General features: G+C 42.0%; 17 protein-coding genes and 1 pseudogene. 15 read left to right on the top strand and 3 right to left on the bottom strand.

Annotated features, from left to right (window positions below):
• Positions 1–194 precede the first annotated feature (194 nt).
• The 3 genes from urtA to urtC are packed head-to-tail and all read left to right on the top strand — an operon-like array spanning position 195 to position 3,418.
• Positions 195–1,442, top strand: a complete 1,248-nt coding sequence (urtA, locus tag NSU02_RS07695) for an urea ABC transporter substrate-binding protein (protein WP_339195090.1) — start codon at positions 195–197, stop codon at positions 1,440–1,442.
• A 24-nt stretch (positions 1,443–1,466) separates the two neighbouring features.
• A complete protein-coding gene (gene urtB / locus NSU02_RS07700) occupies positions 1,467–2,369 on the top strand; it encodes an urea ABC transporter permease subunit UrtB (RefSeq protein ID WP_063386857.1) in 903 nt (300 codons plus the stop codon).
• A gap of 11 nt (positions 2,370–2,380) precedes the next feature.
• Positions 2,381–3,418, top strand: coding sequence for an urea ABC transporter permease subunit UrtC (urtC, locus tag NSU02_RS07705; RefSeq protein ID WP_339195093.1), 1,038 nt, complete (start codon positions 2,381–2,383; stop codon positions 3,416–3,418).
• A 140-nt stretch (positions 3,419–3,558) separates the two neighbouring features.
• Here the strand turns inward: urtC and NSU02_RS07710 are convergent, their stop codons facing one another.
• Complete coding sequence (locus NSU02_RS07710) at positions 3,559–4,788, bottom strand: IS110 family transposase (RefSeq protein WP_027725928.1); 1,230 nt, start codon at positions 4,786–4,788, stop codon at positions 3,559–3,561.
• Between the two features lie 433 nt (positions 4,789–5,221).
• On the opposite strand from NSU02_RS07710, the gene urtD reads away from it, so the two are divergent.
• The 11 genes and pseudogenes from urtD to NSU02_RS07765 all read left to right on the top strand — a co-directional run.
• Positions 5,222–5,971, top strand: coding sequence for an urea ABC transporter ATP-binding protein UrtD (gene urtD, locus NSU02_RS07715; RefSeq protein ID WP_094245566.1), 750 nt, complete (start codon positions 5,222–5,224; stop codon positions 5,969–5,971).
• The gene (gene urtE, locus NSU02_RS07720; protein ID WP_066248741.1) at positions 5,965–6,666 is read left to right on the top strand and encodes an urea ABC transporter ATP-binding subunit UrtE; all 702 of its coding nucleotides are present in this window, start codon (positions 5,965–5,967) and stop codon (positions 6,664–6,666) included. The genes urtD and urtE overlap by 7 nt, the downstream gene beginning before the upstream one ends.
• A gap of 206 nt (positions 6,667–6,872) precedes the next feature.
• A complete protein-coding gene (locus tag NSU02_RS07725) occupies positions 6,873–7,175 on the top strand; it encodes an urease subunit gamma (protein ID WP_063386861.1) in 303 nt (100 codons plus the stop codon).
• A gap of 13 nt (positions 7,176–7,188) precedes the next feature.
• Positions 7,189–7,512: an urease subunit beta gene (locus NSU02_RS07730; RefSeq protein WP_063386862.1), complete on the top strand. Its 324-nt coding sequence runs from the start codon at positions 7,189–7,191 to the stop codon at positions 7,510–7,512.
• Complete coding sequence (gene ureC / locus NSU02_RS07735) at positions 7,509–9,218, top strand: urease subunit alpha (RefSeq protein WP_339195096.1); 1,710 nt, start codon at positions 7,509–7,511, stop codon at positions 9,216–9,218. Before NSU02_RS07730 ends, ureC begins: the two co-directional genes overlap by 4 nt.
• Before the next feature lie 11 nt (positions 9,219–9,229).
• The gene (gene ureE / locus NSU02_RS07740; protein ID WP_063386864.1) at positions 9,230–9,679 is read left to right on the top strand and encodes an urease accessory protein UreE; all 450 of its coding nucleotides are present in this window, start codon (positions 9,230–9,232) and stop codon (positions 9,677–9,679) included.
• Complete coding sequence (locus NSU02_RS07745) at positions 9,672–10,355, top strand: urease accessory protein UreF (RefSeq protein ID WP_339195099.1); 684 nt, start codon at positions 9,672–9,674, stop codon at positions 10,353–10,355. Before ureE ends, NSU02_RS07745 begins: the two co-directional genes overlap by 8 nt.
• A gap of 167 nt (positions 10,356–10,522) precedes the next feature.
• Positions 10,523–11,131 (top strand): urease accessory protein UreG, encoded by a 609-nt coding sequence (gene ureG, locus NSU02_RS07750; protein ID WP_063386865.1) that lies wholly within the window; start codon positions 10,523–10,525, stop codon positions 11,129–11,131.
• A 2-nt stretch (positions 11,132–11,133) separates the two neighbouring features.
• Entirely contained in the window at positions 11,134–11,943 is an 810-nt protein-coding gene (locus tag NSU02_RS07755; protein WP_066248729.1) for an urease accessory protein UreD, read from the top strand.
• A 26-nt stretch (positions 11,944–11,969) separates the two neighbouring features.
• Positions 11,970–12,602, top strand: a complete 633-nt coding sequence (locus NSU02_RS07760) for an urease accessory protein UreH (protein WP_339195103.1) — start codon at positions 11,970–11,972, stop codon at positions 12,600–12,602.
• Between the two features lie 91 nt (positions 12,603–12,693).
• Positions 12,694–13,548, top strand: a pseudogene (locus NSU02_RS07765) (ABC transporter substrate-binding protein); the annotation flags it as partial.
• Positions 13,549–13,728: 180 nt separating this feature from the next.
• Here the strand turns inward: NSU02_RS07765 and NSU02_RS07770 are convergent.
• The gene (locus NSU02_RS07770; RefSeq protein ID WP_242009367.1) at positions 13,729–14,472 is read right to left on the bottom strand and encodes a DUF3784 domain-containing protein; all 744 of its coding nucleotides are present in this window, start codon (positions 14,470–14,472) and stop codon (positions 13,729–13,731) included.
• Between the two features lie 220 nt (positions 14,473–14,692).
• On the opposite strand from NSU02_RS07770, the gene NSU02_RS07775 reads away from it, so the two are divergent.
• Positions 14,693–15,490: an ABC transporter ATP-binding protein gene (locus tag NSU02_RS07775; RefSeq protein ID WP_339195106.1), complete on the top strand. Its 798-nt coding sequence runs from the start codon at positions 14,693–14,695 to the stop codon at positions 15,488–15,490.
• Between the two features lie 138 nt (positions 15,491–15,628).
• On the opposite strand, the gene NSU02_RS07780 is transcribed toward NSU02_RS07775, so the two are convergent.
• A complete protein-coding gene (locus NSU02_RS07780) occupies positions 15,629–16,966 on the bottom strand; it encodes a 5'-deoxyadenosine deaminase (RefSeq protein WP_063386887.1) in 1,338 nt (445 codons plus the stop codon).
• Positions 16,967–17,069: the final 103 nt, after the last annotated feature.

A 17,069-nucleotide genomic window follows, 5' to 3' on the forward strand; every position in this document is an offset into this window, starting at 1 on the left:
GAACAAGAAGTAAACCATTTTGAAGCAAAAAGTGAATGAGTTTGTTTGATGAAAAAGAGCCTCTAGGGGAAACACCTAGAGGTATTTTTTTGAAAAATCATGTTAACATTTTTTCCGTATTTGTTGTATGAAGGAAAGGGAATCGGTATTTTTGTTATATAAAATTACATAAAGTGTTAAAAAGGGGGACAATAATGAAAAAAATTTTTTTATTTCTAACGATTTTCTCTGTAATTTTCGCAAGTGGATGTGCCATGTCTTCTGCTTTAGAGGAAAAGGAATCAAGCGATGGACAGAATAGCGAACAAAATGAAACGGATGTTGTGAAAGTCGGTATTCTCCATTCATTAAGCGGCACGATGGCGATCAGTGAAGTTTCTTTAAAGGACGCAGAATTAATGGCGATTGAAGAAATTAACAACTCAGGCGGGCTTTTAGGGAAGAAAATTGAACCGGTTATTGAAGACGGCGCATCTGACTGGCCGACTTTTGCTGAGAAAGCAAAGAAATTACTGCAACAGGATAAGGTAGCGACGATTTTTGGCGGCTGGACTTCCGCAAGCAGAAAGGCCATGCTGCCGGTAGTCGAACAAAATAAAGGCTTGCTTTGGTACCCCGTTCAATATGAAGGAATGGAATCTTCTCCGAACATTTTTTATACGGGGGCGACCACCAATCAACAAATTGTGCCTGCTGTCAGCTGGCTGTTAAACAATAAAGGGAAGAAGTTTTTTTTAATTGGCTCGGATTATGTGTTTCCGCGCACGGCAAACAGTATTATTAAAGCACAATTAAAAGCTGAAGGCGGAGAGGTAGTTGTCGAAGAATATACACCTTTAGGACATACTGATTACAGCACGGTCATCAATAAAATGAAAAAAGTGAAACCTGACGTAGTCTTTAATACATTAAATGGAGACAGCAATGTCGCCTTTTTCAAACAATTGAAGGATGCCGGAATCACATCGAAGGATGTTACTGTGATGTCGGTCAGCATTGCTGAAGAAGAAATTCGAGGAATCGGCGGTGAAGTATTAGCCGGCCACTTAGCGGTATGGAATTATTTCCAGACAACGGATACACCAGAAAACAAAGCGTTTGTTGAAAAATATAAAGAAGCTTATGGTGAAGAGCGTGTAACGGATGATCCGATTGAGGCGGCTTACATAGCTGTTCATTTATGGGCAGAAGCAGTAAAAAAAGCGGGATCTTTTGAGGTTGAAAAGGTCAAGGAAGCTGCGAAGGGAATCGAGTACAAAGCTCCGGGCGGCACGGTAAAAATAGAAGGGGAGAATCAGCATCTGTGGAAAACAGTAAGAATCGGCGAAATTCAACCGGCCGGCCAATTTAAAGAAATTTGGAATTCTGGTGAGCCGGTGAAGCCGGATCCGTATTTAAAAAGCTATTCTTGGGCGGGAAAATTATCTAAAAATAACGAATAATCTAAATTGATAGGAGTGAACAGCTTGTCAATTTTCATCAGTCAACTGTTTAACGGGTTGAGCCTTGGATCGATCATGTTATTGATCGCCCTTGGCTTAGCTATAACGTTTGGCTTAATGAATGTCATCAACATGGCCCACGGTGAATTAATTATGGTCGGTGCGTATGCAACCTATGTAATGCAGCTCATTTTTTCTAAATATTTGCCGGAAAGCTTGTTTAATTATTACTACTTTATTGCTATACCGATTTCATTTCTCGTTGCTTCGTTTATCGGTTATCTGCTTGAAAAAGGAATCATTCGTTTTCTATATAATCGACCAACAGACAGTCTTTTGGCCACTTGGGGAATTAGTTTGATTTTGCAGCAGATTGCCAGATCCATATTTGGCGCTCCGAATGTTGCGGTTGTTGCACCTGCTTGGATGGATGGAGGCTGGCAAATATTTGGCATTACATTGCCTTATAAAAGGTTGTTAATTTTATCTCTGTCAATCGTTTGTATCGCTTTGCTTTATTATTATTTAAACAAAACGTCTACCGGTTTGAGAATAAGAGCGGTCACGATGAATAGAAATATGGCCTCTTGTTTAGGAATTTTTACAAGAAAAATAGATTCTCTAGGCTTTGCTCTCGGAGCTGGATTAGCCGGAATCGCTGGCTGTAGCTTAACTTTATTAGGACCGATCGGCCCTACAATTGGAACGTACTATATTGTCGATGCGTTTATGGTTGTCATTTTAGGAGGAATTGGCGGATTGAAAGGGACGATTATCGGCGCATTTGGCATTGGAATGCTTAGCACTGTTGTTGAATATTCCTTCGGCGCCACGATGGCAAAAGTCATTGTATTTGCAGTGATCATTTTATTTTTGCAGTGGAAACCGTTAGGTATTTTCTCTTATCGCACAAGGGCATTGGATTAGGAGGACGGATTATGCGCAGAAAACAAATGATTTATCTGTTATTTTTCCTGATTTTACTTCTGGCCCCGTTTTATTTAACCGAATTCCGCTTAGCGTTGCTCGGAAAATTTCTTTGCTATGCGATCATTGCAGTAGGAATCTGTCTTATTTGGGGGTACACCGGGATATTAAGCTTAGGTCACGGCGTGTATTTTGGGATTGGAGCTTATTGCATGGCGATGTATTTAAAATTGGAGGCTTCAAAAGGAGCGTTGCCGGATTTTATGGAATGGAACGGAGTGCAGGAGCTTCCGTGGTTTTGGAAGCCCTTCTTTAATCCTTTCTTTTCCATAATGGCAGCAATTTTCATACCAGCAATGCTGGCAGTGGTTTTGGGCATGCTTACGTTTAAAAACCGGATCAAAGGCGTCTATTTTTCTCTTTTGTCACAGGCAGTCGTTGTTGTCGTCGTCACACTTTTAATTGCCAAACAGGATTTGACAGGCGGTACAAACGGATTAACCAATTTTAGCACCGTTTTTGGGTTTTCTTTATCCTCACCAATGGTACAAATTGTTTTATATGCTATTACCGTTTTCGCTTTGTTTGCCATTTTTATGTTATCTGTTTGGATTACCAAAAGCAGACTTGGCCATGTATTAATTGCCATTCGGGACGGCGAAAACCGACTTCGGTTTTTAGGATTTGATCCGGCTGTTTTTAAAGTGTTTATTTACAGTTTATCGGCTTCGTTTGCCGGAATAGCTGGCGCGTTGTTTGTTTTGCAGGTCGGTCTCATTTCTCCTTCGATGATGGATATTATCCCTTCAATTGAAATGGTTTTATGGGTAGCCATCGGCGGCCGTCATTCGTTATTCGGCGCCATAATTGGAGCGATTTTAACAAACGGAGCCAAAAGCTTTTTCAGTGAAACATATCCGGATGTTTGGCTTTTCTGCTTAGGCATTCTATTCATTTTGATCGTTGTTTTTTTCCCGAAAGGAATTGCCGGGTTGTTCGAAGCTTTTCCAAAGCGTATTGCGAAATTTTTTGAAAAAGTCCTGCGGTAATATGTCAAGGTGAAAAATCATAGAAATTGGAAATTCCCTTGTCCGATGATCCGAAAAAAGGCAATACTGAAGAAACCCAGTATTGGTACATGTAATAAACTGGGTCTAAAGGTTGATATTGGTATACCAGATCGATCCTCTTATCGATCTTCCCCCTTTCTTGGCGTGTAGATTTGACCGTTGCGTAGCAGCGCATCGATCACACGCACGAGTTTTCTAGCGGTGAGGACGAGGGCTCGTTTATGTTGGTGTTTGGGCACTTCCTCATACTTCTTCCGGTAGTACGCACGAAACGTCGCATCATGCCGTTGCACCGAGTTGGCAGCCTCCACTAGGTAGTAACGGAGATAGCGATTGCCGGAACGAATGAGGGAGGTGTCCTCGGCTTGAAAACGGCCCGATTGGTGCTTGGACCATGTCAAGCCGGCATATTTTGCCAAGGCGGCCTGGTTGTGAAACCGCTCGATTTGCCCGATTTCGGCCAGGATGCCTGCGGTATAAACCGGTCCGATGCCTGGGATGGTTTGCAGTGTGTTCGGAATGCCTTCAAGATGGCGGGTAATGGCTTTATCGAGCTCTTTGAGCTGCGATTGCAGGCTGCGGATTGATTGAATCGACAGCCCTAACAGCAAGTCGATGGAATCCTCGACACACTTGGACAACCGATACGACGAACGGGCCGCCTTTTGAATCGACTTGGCGATGCATTCCGGATCGGCAAAGCGATTGCGCCCTTTTTGGCGCAGGAAGTCGGCCAACTGCTTGACATCCATTTGGCAGATGTCATCGAGGCTCCACGACTCAAGCAGCAGTTCGAGAATGGCATGTCCGAAGATCGAACTGTCCACCTCTTGGGTAAAGGAACTGCATTTGTAAAACAAGTGCTGGAGAAAATACTGTTTCTCACGGGTTAACTGGTGGACGAGATGATATCGCATGCGTGTCAGTCGCTGAAGCGCGAGAAACTGCTCCTTGAGGACAGCCGTCATCTTCAGACGGCCGAAGCGAAGCCGATCCGCAATGATCCAAGCATCGATGTCATCCGTTTTCTCCAAGTCGACATAGGCTTCTTTAAACTTGCGAATGAGCTTTGGATTGATCGTAAACACCTTGACGTTCCAAGCCTGCAAGGCCTCCTGCTGGTGGAAAAACATAGCTGGATGCCAACTGTAGACCGAGGTGGCTTCCATCCCGATCAGAATTTCGGTTGGCTTTCGCTTGTTAGCCCACAGGAGGATTTGATCCCGAAGGAAGGTGGCGCCCAGAAGATGATTATCCACTTTGAAGCGTGCGCACGTATTTCCTTCATGATCCATAATGCAGGTGGCTAAGTCGCGTGAGCTCACGTCGATCCCGACGTAGAGTTTCATGAGATCACCTCCTATTGTTGTAGGATCGAGGGGTAGGACTCTTCGGGATGCCCCCGGATCGCGCCTGTTGACCAGTCACCCTCGCATATGAGAACTCACGTTGGACCATGGGCTGCCCTGGAAGCTGCTCCTTCCAGCATGGGGAAAACCAACGGGAACAGCCTGCGGGTTAGACGTCCAAACAGGGGCCGAGGAGACAGACTTTACAAGTAGTCAAAGCTACAGGAGTGAGAAGAGTATCCCCGATGATCCTAAGACCATTATCCAGGAACATTGCGAAAAGTCCAACCCCGGTACGCTGAACCCTTTGTGGGAGGGGCGCGCCCCTCCCACAAAGGCAACCACCCAAGATATGCGATTGTCAAGGAGCGTATCGGACTGGAAATTCGATAAAAAAACTTTCTGAAACTTAGTATACGAGGTGTGAAAAAAGGTGAATCCGATTCTGTCGTGTCATGATATTATTGTTGATTTTGACGGCTTTAAAGCGCTTCAAGGTGTCAATTTAGATGTTCATCACGGAGAAATTCGTTTTTTAATTGGTCCGAATGGTGCGGGCAAAACGACTCTTCTTGATGTCATCTGCGGCAAAACAAAAGCAGCAGATGGAAAAGTGATGTTTCAAGGAGTAGATTTGACAAAGCGGAGAGAGCACGAAATCGTTCGGCATGGAATCGCTAGAAAATTTCAAAATCCGTCCGTTTTTACTGAATTAACCGTATTTGAAAACATGGAGTTATCGATCAAACAAAATAGAAATCTTGTTTCCGTTATGAAGGCGAAATTAACCGCGGATGAAAAAGACGAAATTACGGCAATGCTTGAGAGAACCGATCTTTTAGATCGAGCTTATGACCCAGCAGGCTTGCTGTCCCACGGCCAGAAACAATGGCTTGAAATCGGCATGCAGCTGCTGCAAAAACCGGAAGTTTTACTTCTTGATGAACCGATTGCCGGCATGACTGGGGCGGAAAGGGAGAAAACCGGCTTGTTTATTCAAGAAATAGCTGAGAAATGCGCAGTGCTGATTGTTGAACATGATATGGATTTTGTTCGGAATTTTGCTGAACAGGTAACAGTTATGCATGAAGGGAAAATTTTGTGTGAAGGTTCCATGGAGGAAGTGCAGCAAAATGAGCTTGTTGCAGAGGTTTATTTAGGAAGGGAGGCAAAGGTGTGCTAAAAATATCTAGTTTGAAAGCAGGATATGATGAAACGATGGTGTTGAATAATGTCCATCTTGAAGTTGAAAAAGGAAAGGTCGTTTCCATTCTTGGAAGAAACGGGGCGGGAAAAACAACATTGATCAAAACGATTATTGGATTGTTAAAGCCGATGGACGGGACTATTTATTGGAATGATCAGGAAATTACACATGAGCTTCCGGAAAGGAGGGCAAAAAAAGGAATCGGATATGTTCCCCAAGGCAGGGAGATTTTCTCTTCGCTGACTGTGGAAGAAAATCTCATTTTAGGCTTTGAAGCTGTTTCGAAAAAGATAGAAAAAACGCTTGTTTTAGAGGAAATTTTCGAGCTTTTTCCTGTTTTAAAGGAAATGTTGAAGAGAAAAGGAGGAGATTTAAGCGGCGGGCAGCAGCAGCAATTGGCCATTGCGAGGGCTCTTGCCGGGCAGCCCGAGCTATTATTGCTGGACGAACCGATGGAAGGGATTCAACCATCTATAGTAGAGCAAATACAGGAGGTCATTGTAAAAATTGCGTCCAAAAAAGGAATTGGCGTCGTTTTAGTTGAGCACAGCATAGATTCAGCATTTGCCTGTTCTGATGAATACTATATTTTGGACAAAAGAACTGTTGTATCAAAGGGTGTAGTAAAAAACACAAATATTGAAGACATTCAACAATATTTAGTAGTTTAATTTAAAACTTCCTCCTCCCCCTAGAAAAATTTTTTTAAATTTTCCATGTTAAAAAATATAACATAACACTTGGTGTTTCACATAGTGTGAATTATATTTGTAATAAAAAATAACATAAAAACACCTTTTATCTTCAACCCATTGAGGGAAATGGAATGTAAGAAAATCGTGTTATTTTTGATTGTCTGTTAGAAAGGAAGGGTGTTATGAAGCTGACAGCCCGAGAGCAGGAAAAATTGATGGTCGTTGTTGCTGCAGATTTAGCGCGCAGAAGGCAGAGAAAAGGCTTGAAGCTGAACTATGCGGAAGCAGTGGCCATCATCACATATGAGATTATGGAGGGCGCAAGGGAAGGACGGACGGTTTCGGAGTTGATGCAATATGGCACAAAAATTTTAACTAGAGATGATGTGATGGAAGGCGTTCCGGAAATGATCGAAAATATCCAGGTGGAGGCAACATTTCCAGACGGAACGAAGCTTGTAACCGTCCATGATCCGATCCGGTAAAAGAGGTGAAAAAATGATTCCAGGGGAATATCGATTAAAATCAGCTCCGATTGTTTGCAATAAAGGGAAAGAGGCGATCAAGCTCAATGTTGTCAATAGAGGGGACCGTCCAGTACAAGTCGGTTCGCATTTTCATTTTTTTGAAGTAAACAGGGCGCTCGAATTTGACCGGCAGCTGGCGTTCGGCAGGCATTTAAACATTCCGTCCGGAACGGCGGTAAGGTTTGAGCCGGGCGATGCGAAAATCGTAGAGCTCGTTGAATTTTCGGGAAAAAAAGAAGTGTACGGTCTAAATAATTTGACGAACGGACCGTTGACAAAGGAGGCGGACAAATGAGTTTTCAAATGCCGCGCAAACAATATGCCGATATGTTCGGCCCGACAACTGGAGACAGCATTAGATTGGCTGATACGGAACTCTTCATTCAAATCGAAAAAGATTTTACCGTATACGGAGATGAAGTAAAATTCGGCGGTGGGAAAGTGATTCGCGACGGAATGGGACAGCATCCATTTGCCGAAAGGAAAGACGTGATGGATCTTGTTCTCACAAACGCCATTATTATTGATTATACAGGTATTTATAAAGCGGATATCGGCATAAAGGATGGGAAAATTGCCGCGATCGGAAAGGCGGGAAATCCATTATTAATGGATGGCGTCACAATGGTAATCGGAGCTTCAACCGAAATCGTTGCGGCAGAAGGAATGATTGTTACGGCAGGCGGAATCGATACCCATATTCATTTTATATGCCCTCAGCAAATTGAAACAGCTTTGACATCTGGAATTACAACAATGATAGGAGGAGGAACGGGGCCTGCAACAGGGACAAATGCAACGACTTGTACACCGGGTGAATGGAATATTTATAGAATGCTGGAGTCAGTTGAACATTTTCCTATGAATTTCGGCTTTTTAGGGAAAGGAAATTCATCCGGAAAAAAAGCGTTAGAGGAGCAAATCAAAGCAGGTGCAGTTGGTTTAAAACTGCATGAGGACTGGGGTTCAACACCAGCGGCGATCGATCAGTGTTTATCCGTAGCTGACGAGTATGATGTGCAAGTTGCCATCCATACAGATACGCTAAATGAAGCCGGTTTTGTAGAAGACACCATTGCAGCGATTAAAGACCGGGTCATTCATACATACCATACGGAAGGCGCAGGTGGGGGACACGCCCCGGACATTATGAAAATGGCCAGCCTGCCAAACGTTTTGCCTTCTTCGACAAATCCGACAAGACCGTTTACAGTCAACACGCTCGAGGAACATTTAGATATGCTGATGGTTTGCCATCATTTGGATCCGGCTATTCCTGAAGATATCGCCTTCGCCGATTCCCGCATTCGCAAAGAAACGATTGCGGCGGAAGATATTCTTCATGACCTTGGCGTATTCAGCATGATCAGTTCCGACTCGCAAGCGATGGGAAGGGTCGGCGAAGTGATTACGCGGACATGGCAAACCGCAGATAAAATGAAAAAGCAGCGGGGCTCCTTAAAGGGAGACGGCCAAGATCATGACAATTTCAGAGTGAAAAGATATGTGGCAAAATATACGATCAATCCTGCGATTGCCCACGGAATATCTGAATATGTCGGCTCTGTAGAAGTCGGCAAATTGGCGGATTTAGTTGTTTGGAATCCGGCCTTTTTTGGGGTGAAGCCGGAAATGATCATCAAGGGCGGAATGATTGCCTATAGTTTGATGGGAGACCCAAATGCATCCATTCCAACTCCGCAGCCTGTTTATTACCGTCCGATGTTCGGATCATTTGGCAAAGCTGTTTCTCAAACATCGATCACATTTTTGTCAAAAGCAGCAATAGAAGCCGGCATTCCCGAAAAGTTAAAGTTGCAAAAAATCGTGAAACCCGTCAAAGGAGTTCGTACATTGACGAAAAAGGACATGGTTTTTAATGGTGAAACTCCTTCTATCGATGTCGATCCACAAACGTATGAGGTAAAGGTGGACGGTGAATTGATCAATTGTGAGCCGGTTGAAGTTGTTCCGATGGCGCAAAGATATTTTCTGTTTTGAGGTGAAGACGGATGATTATTAAAGAAACACTTGGAAATATTTATGCAAAAGCAGTAAAGGAAAAACATGTGGAGCGCGTCTATTTAAGAAGCGATGATCTGCTCAAAAGAATTCAACGAGTGAAAACAGACCACGGGAACGAAATAGGGATTCGTTTAAAGGAGGAAAAGAAGCTGGCAGATGGTGACATTTTATATGAAGATGAAAACAATATGATCATTATTTCTGTCCTGCCAGAAGATGTCCTTGTCATTTGTCCGGCTACGCTGAAAGAGATGGGAGAAATTGCACATCAAATCGGCAACAGACATTTGCCGGCTCAGTTTGAAGGAAATGAAATGATCGTGCAATACGATCATCTTGTAGAACAACTTGCAAACGAGCTGAACATTCCTTGCAAACGGGAGAAACGAAAAATAAAACAACCTTTTCGATATGTCGGACATCATCACCATGATTGATTGGCTGCCTTTATTGCAGATAAGCGATTCAAACTTTCCTTCCGGAGCCTTCTCCCACTCGTTCGGATTCGAAACATATATTGTTGAGCAGAAAATAAAAGATGCAAGTACATTTAAAAGTTTTTTAAAAACGTACATTGACAAGCAGCTCGTCTATACGGACGGACTGGCTTGCCGGCTTGCATATCAATTTGAAAAAGAAGGGAAACAAGAGGAGCTTTGGAAGCTGGATGAGATTCTTTACGCCAGCTCAATGGCTAAAGAAACGAAAGAAGGGAACCGAAGAATTGGCGAGCAAATGCTGAAGCTTTGTTTAAATATTTACCCTCATCCAACACTGCAACAATATGCTCAAAAAATAAAAGCGAAGGAGCTTTACGGACATGCGGCTCTCGTTTTTGCCATTGTCGGGATAAAAATAGGAGCGGATGAAAAAACAACGCTTGTAACGTATTTGTATTCCACTATTCAAACGCTTGTACAAAACGGAGTCCGCGGCATTCCGATCGGTCAAAAAGAAGGGCAGCTGCTATTAAAAGATTTGCAGGAGGATGTGAGGAGAGCTGTTTTAAAAATTGGCAAACTATCGATCGACGATTTAGGTGCGCAATCACCTGGCCTTGAAATTGCACAAATGAGGCATGAGCAATTGCATGTAAGACTTTTTATGTCTTAACAGACTGTTTTCAGAGTTTCATTATTTTTACAAACTCTCTGCTTGCTTGGCTGAAGCGAAAAGGCTGGAAAGCGAAAGAAGCGATCTGCTTCTTTTCAAAAAAAACTGCAAAGCTTGATCAAAAGATAAGGGGGGAAAGATTTGGGGCTAATCCCGAATCAGTCATAATGGAACCTATACGAATCGGAATTGGAGGGCCGGTAGGAGCCGGCAAAACGCTGCTAGTGGAAAAATTGACTCGCTATTTGTCAAAGGAATTCAGTGTTGCCGTTGTCACTAATGATATTTATACAAAAGAGGATGCCTTATTTTTAATAAAAAACAGCGTTCTTCCGGAGGATCGGATTATCGGCGTCGAAACAGGCGGCTGTCCCCATACGGCCATTCGTGAGGATGCATCGATGAATTTTGCGGCAATTGATGAGTTAAAAGAAAGACACGAGGATTTAGATATGATTTTTGTTGAAAGCGGTGGAGATAACTTAGCGGCAACCTTCAGCCCGGAATTAGTCGATTTCTCCATTTATATCATTGATGTTGCCCAAGGGGAAAAAATCCCAAGAAAAGGGGGACAAGGGATGATTAAGTCTGATTTGTTTATCATCAATAAAATCGACCTCGCTCCTTATGTCGGTGCAAGTCTTGAAATCATGGAACAAGATACGAAAATGATGCGGGGGGAGCGACCGTTCTTTTTTACTAATTTAAAGGAAGAAATTGGTTTAGATAATGTGATCAATTGGATTAAACGAAATGCGCTGCTGGCAGGGTTGTAGAAATGGAAGGAATTTTGCAGATTCGCGCGGAGCAAAAAGGGGAGCGGACCGTAATTACGGATCACTTTTTTCAAGGAGCTTTGAAAATGACAAAGCCGGTCTATACGGAATCGTCGATACCGATCGTTTATGTGATTCATGTCGGCGGCGGATGTGTAGACGGGGATGAATACGCACAAGAAATTTCCTTAGGTGAAAAGGCAAGGCTTGCGGTGACGTCCCAATCTTCAACGAAAATTTATAAAACACCGAAAAAACCTGTCAAGCAGAAATTCTTGTTTACATTGCAAAAAGACAGCGTGCTGGAATGTTTGTCAGATCCGTTGATCGTTTATGAACAGGCTCGCTTTGAGCAGGAAACCATCGTCCATATGGAAAAGGGTGCAGCCTTTTTGTACAAAGAAATTATTACGCCGGGCTGGTCTGAAACCGGGCAGCCGTTCTGTTTCGATGCAATTCGGCTAAAATTAAAAGTTTATAAGGAAAATCGATTGATTTTGTTCGATCATTTTTATCAACAAGGGGATCGGGGAATTGATCAATTATTGAATATGGAAGGCTATACACATTACGGTTCGTTCCTCGTTATTTCTGACGAAGTGGATGATAAATTAATGGAAAAGATTTCATGCCAGTTGCAGGGAGGACCGTTTGATGGACGGATCGGCATTTCAAGATTTTTGCCATCTGCCTTTATGATTAGAATTTTAGGAAACCATACCGATCACATTGAGGGGCTGTTTTTGGAAGTTCACCGATTGGCGAGAGCTTATCTATTAAAAGAACCTCCAATCCTATTACGAAAATATTAAAGAGATAAATAGAAGAGGTGAAAAATGTGTCAGTCAATTTTTTATCCGTGCTTTTTTTCGGATTGATTCTCGGGATGAAACATGCAACTGAACCGGATCATGTGATTGCTGTGTCCACAATTGCCAGCAGGACAAAAACTTTAAAGAAATCCAGTTTAACAGGAGTATATTGGGGAATTGGACACACCGCTACCCTTTTGTTGATCGGGATGATCGTGATCGGATTAAAAACAGCTATTCCGGAGAAGGTTTCATTGACATTGGAATTATTCGTCGGGATTATGTTAGTGATTTTAGGAATTTTAAGTCTTCGCGATGGCAGGCACAAACTGGCGCGAAACGATGAAACGGAATTTACAAATATTAAATCATTGATCATCGGTTTTATTCACGGTTTGGCAGGAAGCGCGGCAATGGTGCTGTTAACGATGACAACTGTTGAAAGCTATTTTCAAGCGTTTTTATACATCTGCATTTTCGGAGTCGGGACGATCATCGGCATGTTTTGTTTTACAACCATTCTCGGCCTGCCGTTTATTCTCGGAAGCAAAGTGAAAGAATATGTTCCGTTCATTTGCTCGCTTGCCGGAGCAATTAGTATATTATACGGCATCTTTTATATTTATGAAATCGGCTTTAAAGACGGATTGTTTATATAAATCGATTAATTGCTTAAAACCTCGTTTGGATCACTCCATCCAAATGGGGTTTTTTCATGTGTATTGGGATTATTTACAAAATTATTAAAGTATTATTAAAACACCTATTATTTTTACGCCGCACAGCGGTGGAGTGATGGCGCTTCAAGTATTTAATGAGACTGAAAAGTTTTTGATTGGTGCCTATACGAGTGAACCGGATGTAACTGATGCCGGGAACTCCCTTACGATCGGCATACCGCCGCGTTATGACGGCTACGTGGAACCTTTTACAGATTATGCTATGAAACGGTTTGGCAAAAAATTAGCCGCTCTTCCGCCGTCTACACAATATGGGAAAGACTGGGCAAAAACTTTGCTTCCACAATGGGAAAAGAAGGGCGGAAAGGTTGTATATCATTCATCCATTGATTTTTCAAAGGAAACCGACTTTTTCACCATTGTCACAAATGCTCTTAAAGAAAAACCGGATGTTCTATTTATAGGCGGAGCTTCAGAACCTACCGCAAAAGTGGCAAAGCAAGCTAGAGAGCTAGGATTTAAAGGCGGATTCATGGATCAGGCAAAACTGGATTTTATGGAAAAAATAACAGGTTCCTATGACGTATTAGAAGGTTCTGTTGGAGTGCTGCCGCTCGTAAAATCTAATGATCCGGGAGCGCCGGCATTTGCCGAAAACTATCGAGCAAAGTTTAAAGATGAACCTAGCTCTGAATCAGGGCTCAACTATATCGCTACGTATATTTTCGTTGAAGCGATGAAAGCGGCAAAAACTGTTGACGATGCGGAAGCTATTCGCAAACATATGCAAGATGGACTGGATAATCTGCCAAAAGACAAACGCGCATACGAGATTCCATCAATCGGTGATGACGGAAGATTGGAAGTGAAACGAAAAATCGCGGTAGTAGAGGATGGTCAAATTGTTTTAAAGGTAGTAGATTAATAGGTTTTCCGATCGGATTGAGCAATGATTGAAAATTTAAGAGGCTTCCTGAATGGGGAGCCTCTAAATACATTTTCCAATGCACTGTTAATGAATATTCGGATATCGGGCATGAAAAAGAGAATTGCTGTAAAGTTTCCAGTTATATATTTGTAGATCAGGGTTCCATGTGCACTATTATCATTCGCTTATCTTTTCCAGTAATTGGTCATACAGCTTTTGCGTTTCGTCCCTGTCTTTTTGATTCAAAATGATATAATCATCATCTTTTTCGATATATACATACGGTGCACGCCCTTTGTAAACAAACAATTTTCCTCCTCCACCGTATGGCTCTTTTAGCCGAAAAGATCCTTTCAAACGATCAAAAGCCGCAAAGCCATTACTTTTGGCAACGACCTCGGGAAGTTCATCCAACAGCTTCACACGGTCAATCTCATCAATCGGCCATTCCACCCCATATAAACCCGTTACCTTCAACTGTCGGTCATTTATGATCACATCATGCTCCTTAAGTCCCAAATAGCCTAAAACGATAACGAATGTGATCACAATAGCCGCAACAATTCCGGTAATCCAATAATATTTTTTCCGTTTATGCTTTAGTTCATATTTTTGTACATAGATCGAACCGCCGAGCAGTACGATGAGAAACAGCAGCATGCCTATTTCAAATCCATATGGGATTTGAAAAAGTGCTAAAATGACCGAAATGAACAAAATGATGAACGTATAAAACAGCAATCTACCAATTGCCTGCGGATAACCATTTTCAATTAATTGCTGCTGTTCTTCTTCTGGTCTGTTGTAGAAGCCCGATATTAAGCTGTAATCTTGCTTCTTTACGACTAAATACGTCAGGCCCCCGTGTATGATAAGTGTGAACCCCATAGTGATTAAAAAAACGATCGTATCTGTTGACACAATGGTTCCCCCTTACGCTTTACAAAACATTTTGATTATTTCTACGGTTTTATCTTACAAATGTTTCACTCGCATAAATACCTAATGGAACTAAACCAATCTGAAGAAAGAAGAAAACACTTTTGATGGAAAAATCAGATTTTTCAATGATCCTCTCTTCCCTTCAACAGAAATTTTTGGAATAATAATTATAATGTAACGTATGGAGAGGAGCAAGCGTATGGTGATTGCACTTGAAAATGTTTCGCTCATTCGCAACAAAAAATATATTTTGGAGAATATAAATTGGAATGTTGATGAAGGCGAGCATTGGTGTATTTTAGGAAGAAATGGAGCGGGGAAAACAGCATTGCTTAATTTGTTAAACGGCTATTTGTTTCCTTCAAAAGGAACGGTTTCCGTCATTGGATTTACTTTTGGAAAGGCAGATTTTCGCGAGGTTCGAAAAAAAATAGGCCTTGTCAGCTCATCGCTCCAAGAAAAAATTTACGGACATGATCTTGTTGAAGAAGTTATTTTGAGCGGAAAATTCGCGTCAATCGGCTTATATGAAACACCGGATGAACACGATTTAGAAGAGATGGGGTCATTGATGACGCTATTCGGGGTGGAAAAACTAAGCGGGCGTACATATGACAGCCTTTCCCAAGGTGAAAAGCAAAAAGTGCTGATTTTGCGGGCGCTTATGCCTCAGCCGAAGCTCCTTATTTTAGATGAGCCGTGCAATGGTCTTGATATATTGGCGAGAGAAGAACTTTTAGGGCTGATTGAAACAATTGCCAAAAGGCCAAATGCGCCAACGATCCTGTACGTGACGCATCATGTTGAAGAAATTTTGCCTTGCTTCACCAATTCCCTGTTATTAAAGGAAGGAAAGGTTTTTGCTGAGGGAAGAACAGAAGAGCTGCTTTCAAGTGAACGATTGTCAGACTTTTTTGAAGCAGGCATCGTGGTGGAAAATTTTCATGGCCGATATTATGCGAAGCTTTTGCAAAACAATCATAATAGATTGTTATAGGGAGAGTGGGGCTGTCTAATAAGTCGATTTTCCGGCTTATAGACGTCCCTTTAATGGTTTAGAAATGTTGATATATCAATGTTTATGATGTTTCGTTTTCAATGGATTTTGACTTTCTAAGACACCCTTTTTCGGATTTCAGTGGAAAACTGCTTTTTCTTTTTTGAGCATTCTTTTGATCGAGCGGTCTGCTTCTCTTAAAACAATTTCTTTGTCGAGTGTTTTTATTTTTTTGTTTTCCATTATAATCTCCCCATTTATAATGGTTGTTTCTACATTATCCCTTGAAGCAGAATAAACGATCCGCGAAATCGGATCAGCCTCAAAGGAAGGGAAAGTATGAAAATGATGTAAATTTAGAATCACTAAATCTGCCTTTTTGCCGATTTCAATACTGCCAATCTCTTTTTCCAATCCGACCGCTTTTGCCCCGCCGATGGTCGCCATTTTAAATACCTCTTTTGCTTTCATTGCGGAAGGGCCGTGTTTCGGCTTTTGGATGAGGGCAGCAAGCTTCATTTCCTGAAACATATTTAAATTATTGTTGCAAGGCGCTCCGTCTGCGCCTAAGCTTAACGAAACTCCCATTTCCATCAGCCCGGGAATATCCGCAATTCCTGAAGCTAATTTTAAATTAGACCCGGGGCAATGGCTAACATTTACTCCTCTGTCTTTAATGATTTTCTTTTCTTTTTCATCCAGCCAGATGCAGTGCGCCAAAATCAATCGTTTATTGGCAAGTCCAAGATAGTCAAGATATTCGATATTTCGCATCCCTGTCTGCTGTTCAACCAGCATGATTTCTTCCTGATTTTCCGCTGCATGAGTATGAACTTTTACTTGATATATTTCAGAAAGCCGTTGAACTTCTTTTAACAGTTCTTCTGTACATGAAAGGACAAATCGGGGAGAAAAGGCATATTGAATTCTTCCGTTTGCAAACATATGCCATTTTTCAAGCAAATCAACGCTTTCTTGGAGAGAATCAGCTGTTTTTTCGCGAAGCTCCATTGGCACATCGTCGCCACGATCCATCATCACCTTGCCTGATAAAGCTCTGATTCCGCTTCCTGCAATCGCTTGAAACGCTGCTTCTGTATGGTGAACGGTTTCCATATCGACAATCGTTGTGGTCCCGCTTTCAATCAATTCTCCAATGCCGAGCAATGCAGAATAATAGATCGATTCCTCATCATGTGCTGCTTCCAATGGCCAAATTCGTTTTTTCAGCCAATCTAACAATTCTAAGTCATCCGCCCGTGAGCGGAAAAGTGTCTGACATAGGTGAACATGGGTTTGAATGAAGCCCGGAATGACGGTCCGATTTTCTGCATTGATGATTTGATCGGCGTCACATGCAAGATTTTTCCCTATGTTGCTTATGATGCCATTTTCGATGAAAATATCTCCCGTGAAAATTTCATCCGCATGATTCATCGTAATAATTTGTGCGTTTTTGATCAACAGGCTCTTCATATTCCTTTCTCCTTGCTATAAGTATTGAAATTCATTCTAAGAATGTATGCAGGTAAATTCAATAAAAGTGTAAGAATTTATGACAAAAATAAAAAAATGTGGA

This window comes from Aeribacillus sp. FSL W8-0870 (assembly GCF_037963755.1).
Classification (GTDB): domain Bacteria; phylum Bacillota; class Bacilli; order Bacillales; family Aeribacillaceae; genus Aeribacillus; species Aeribacillus composti.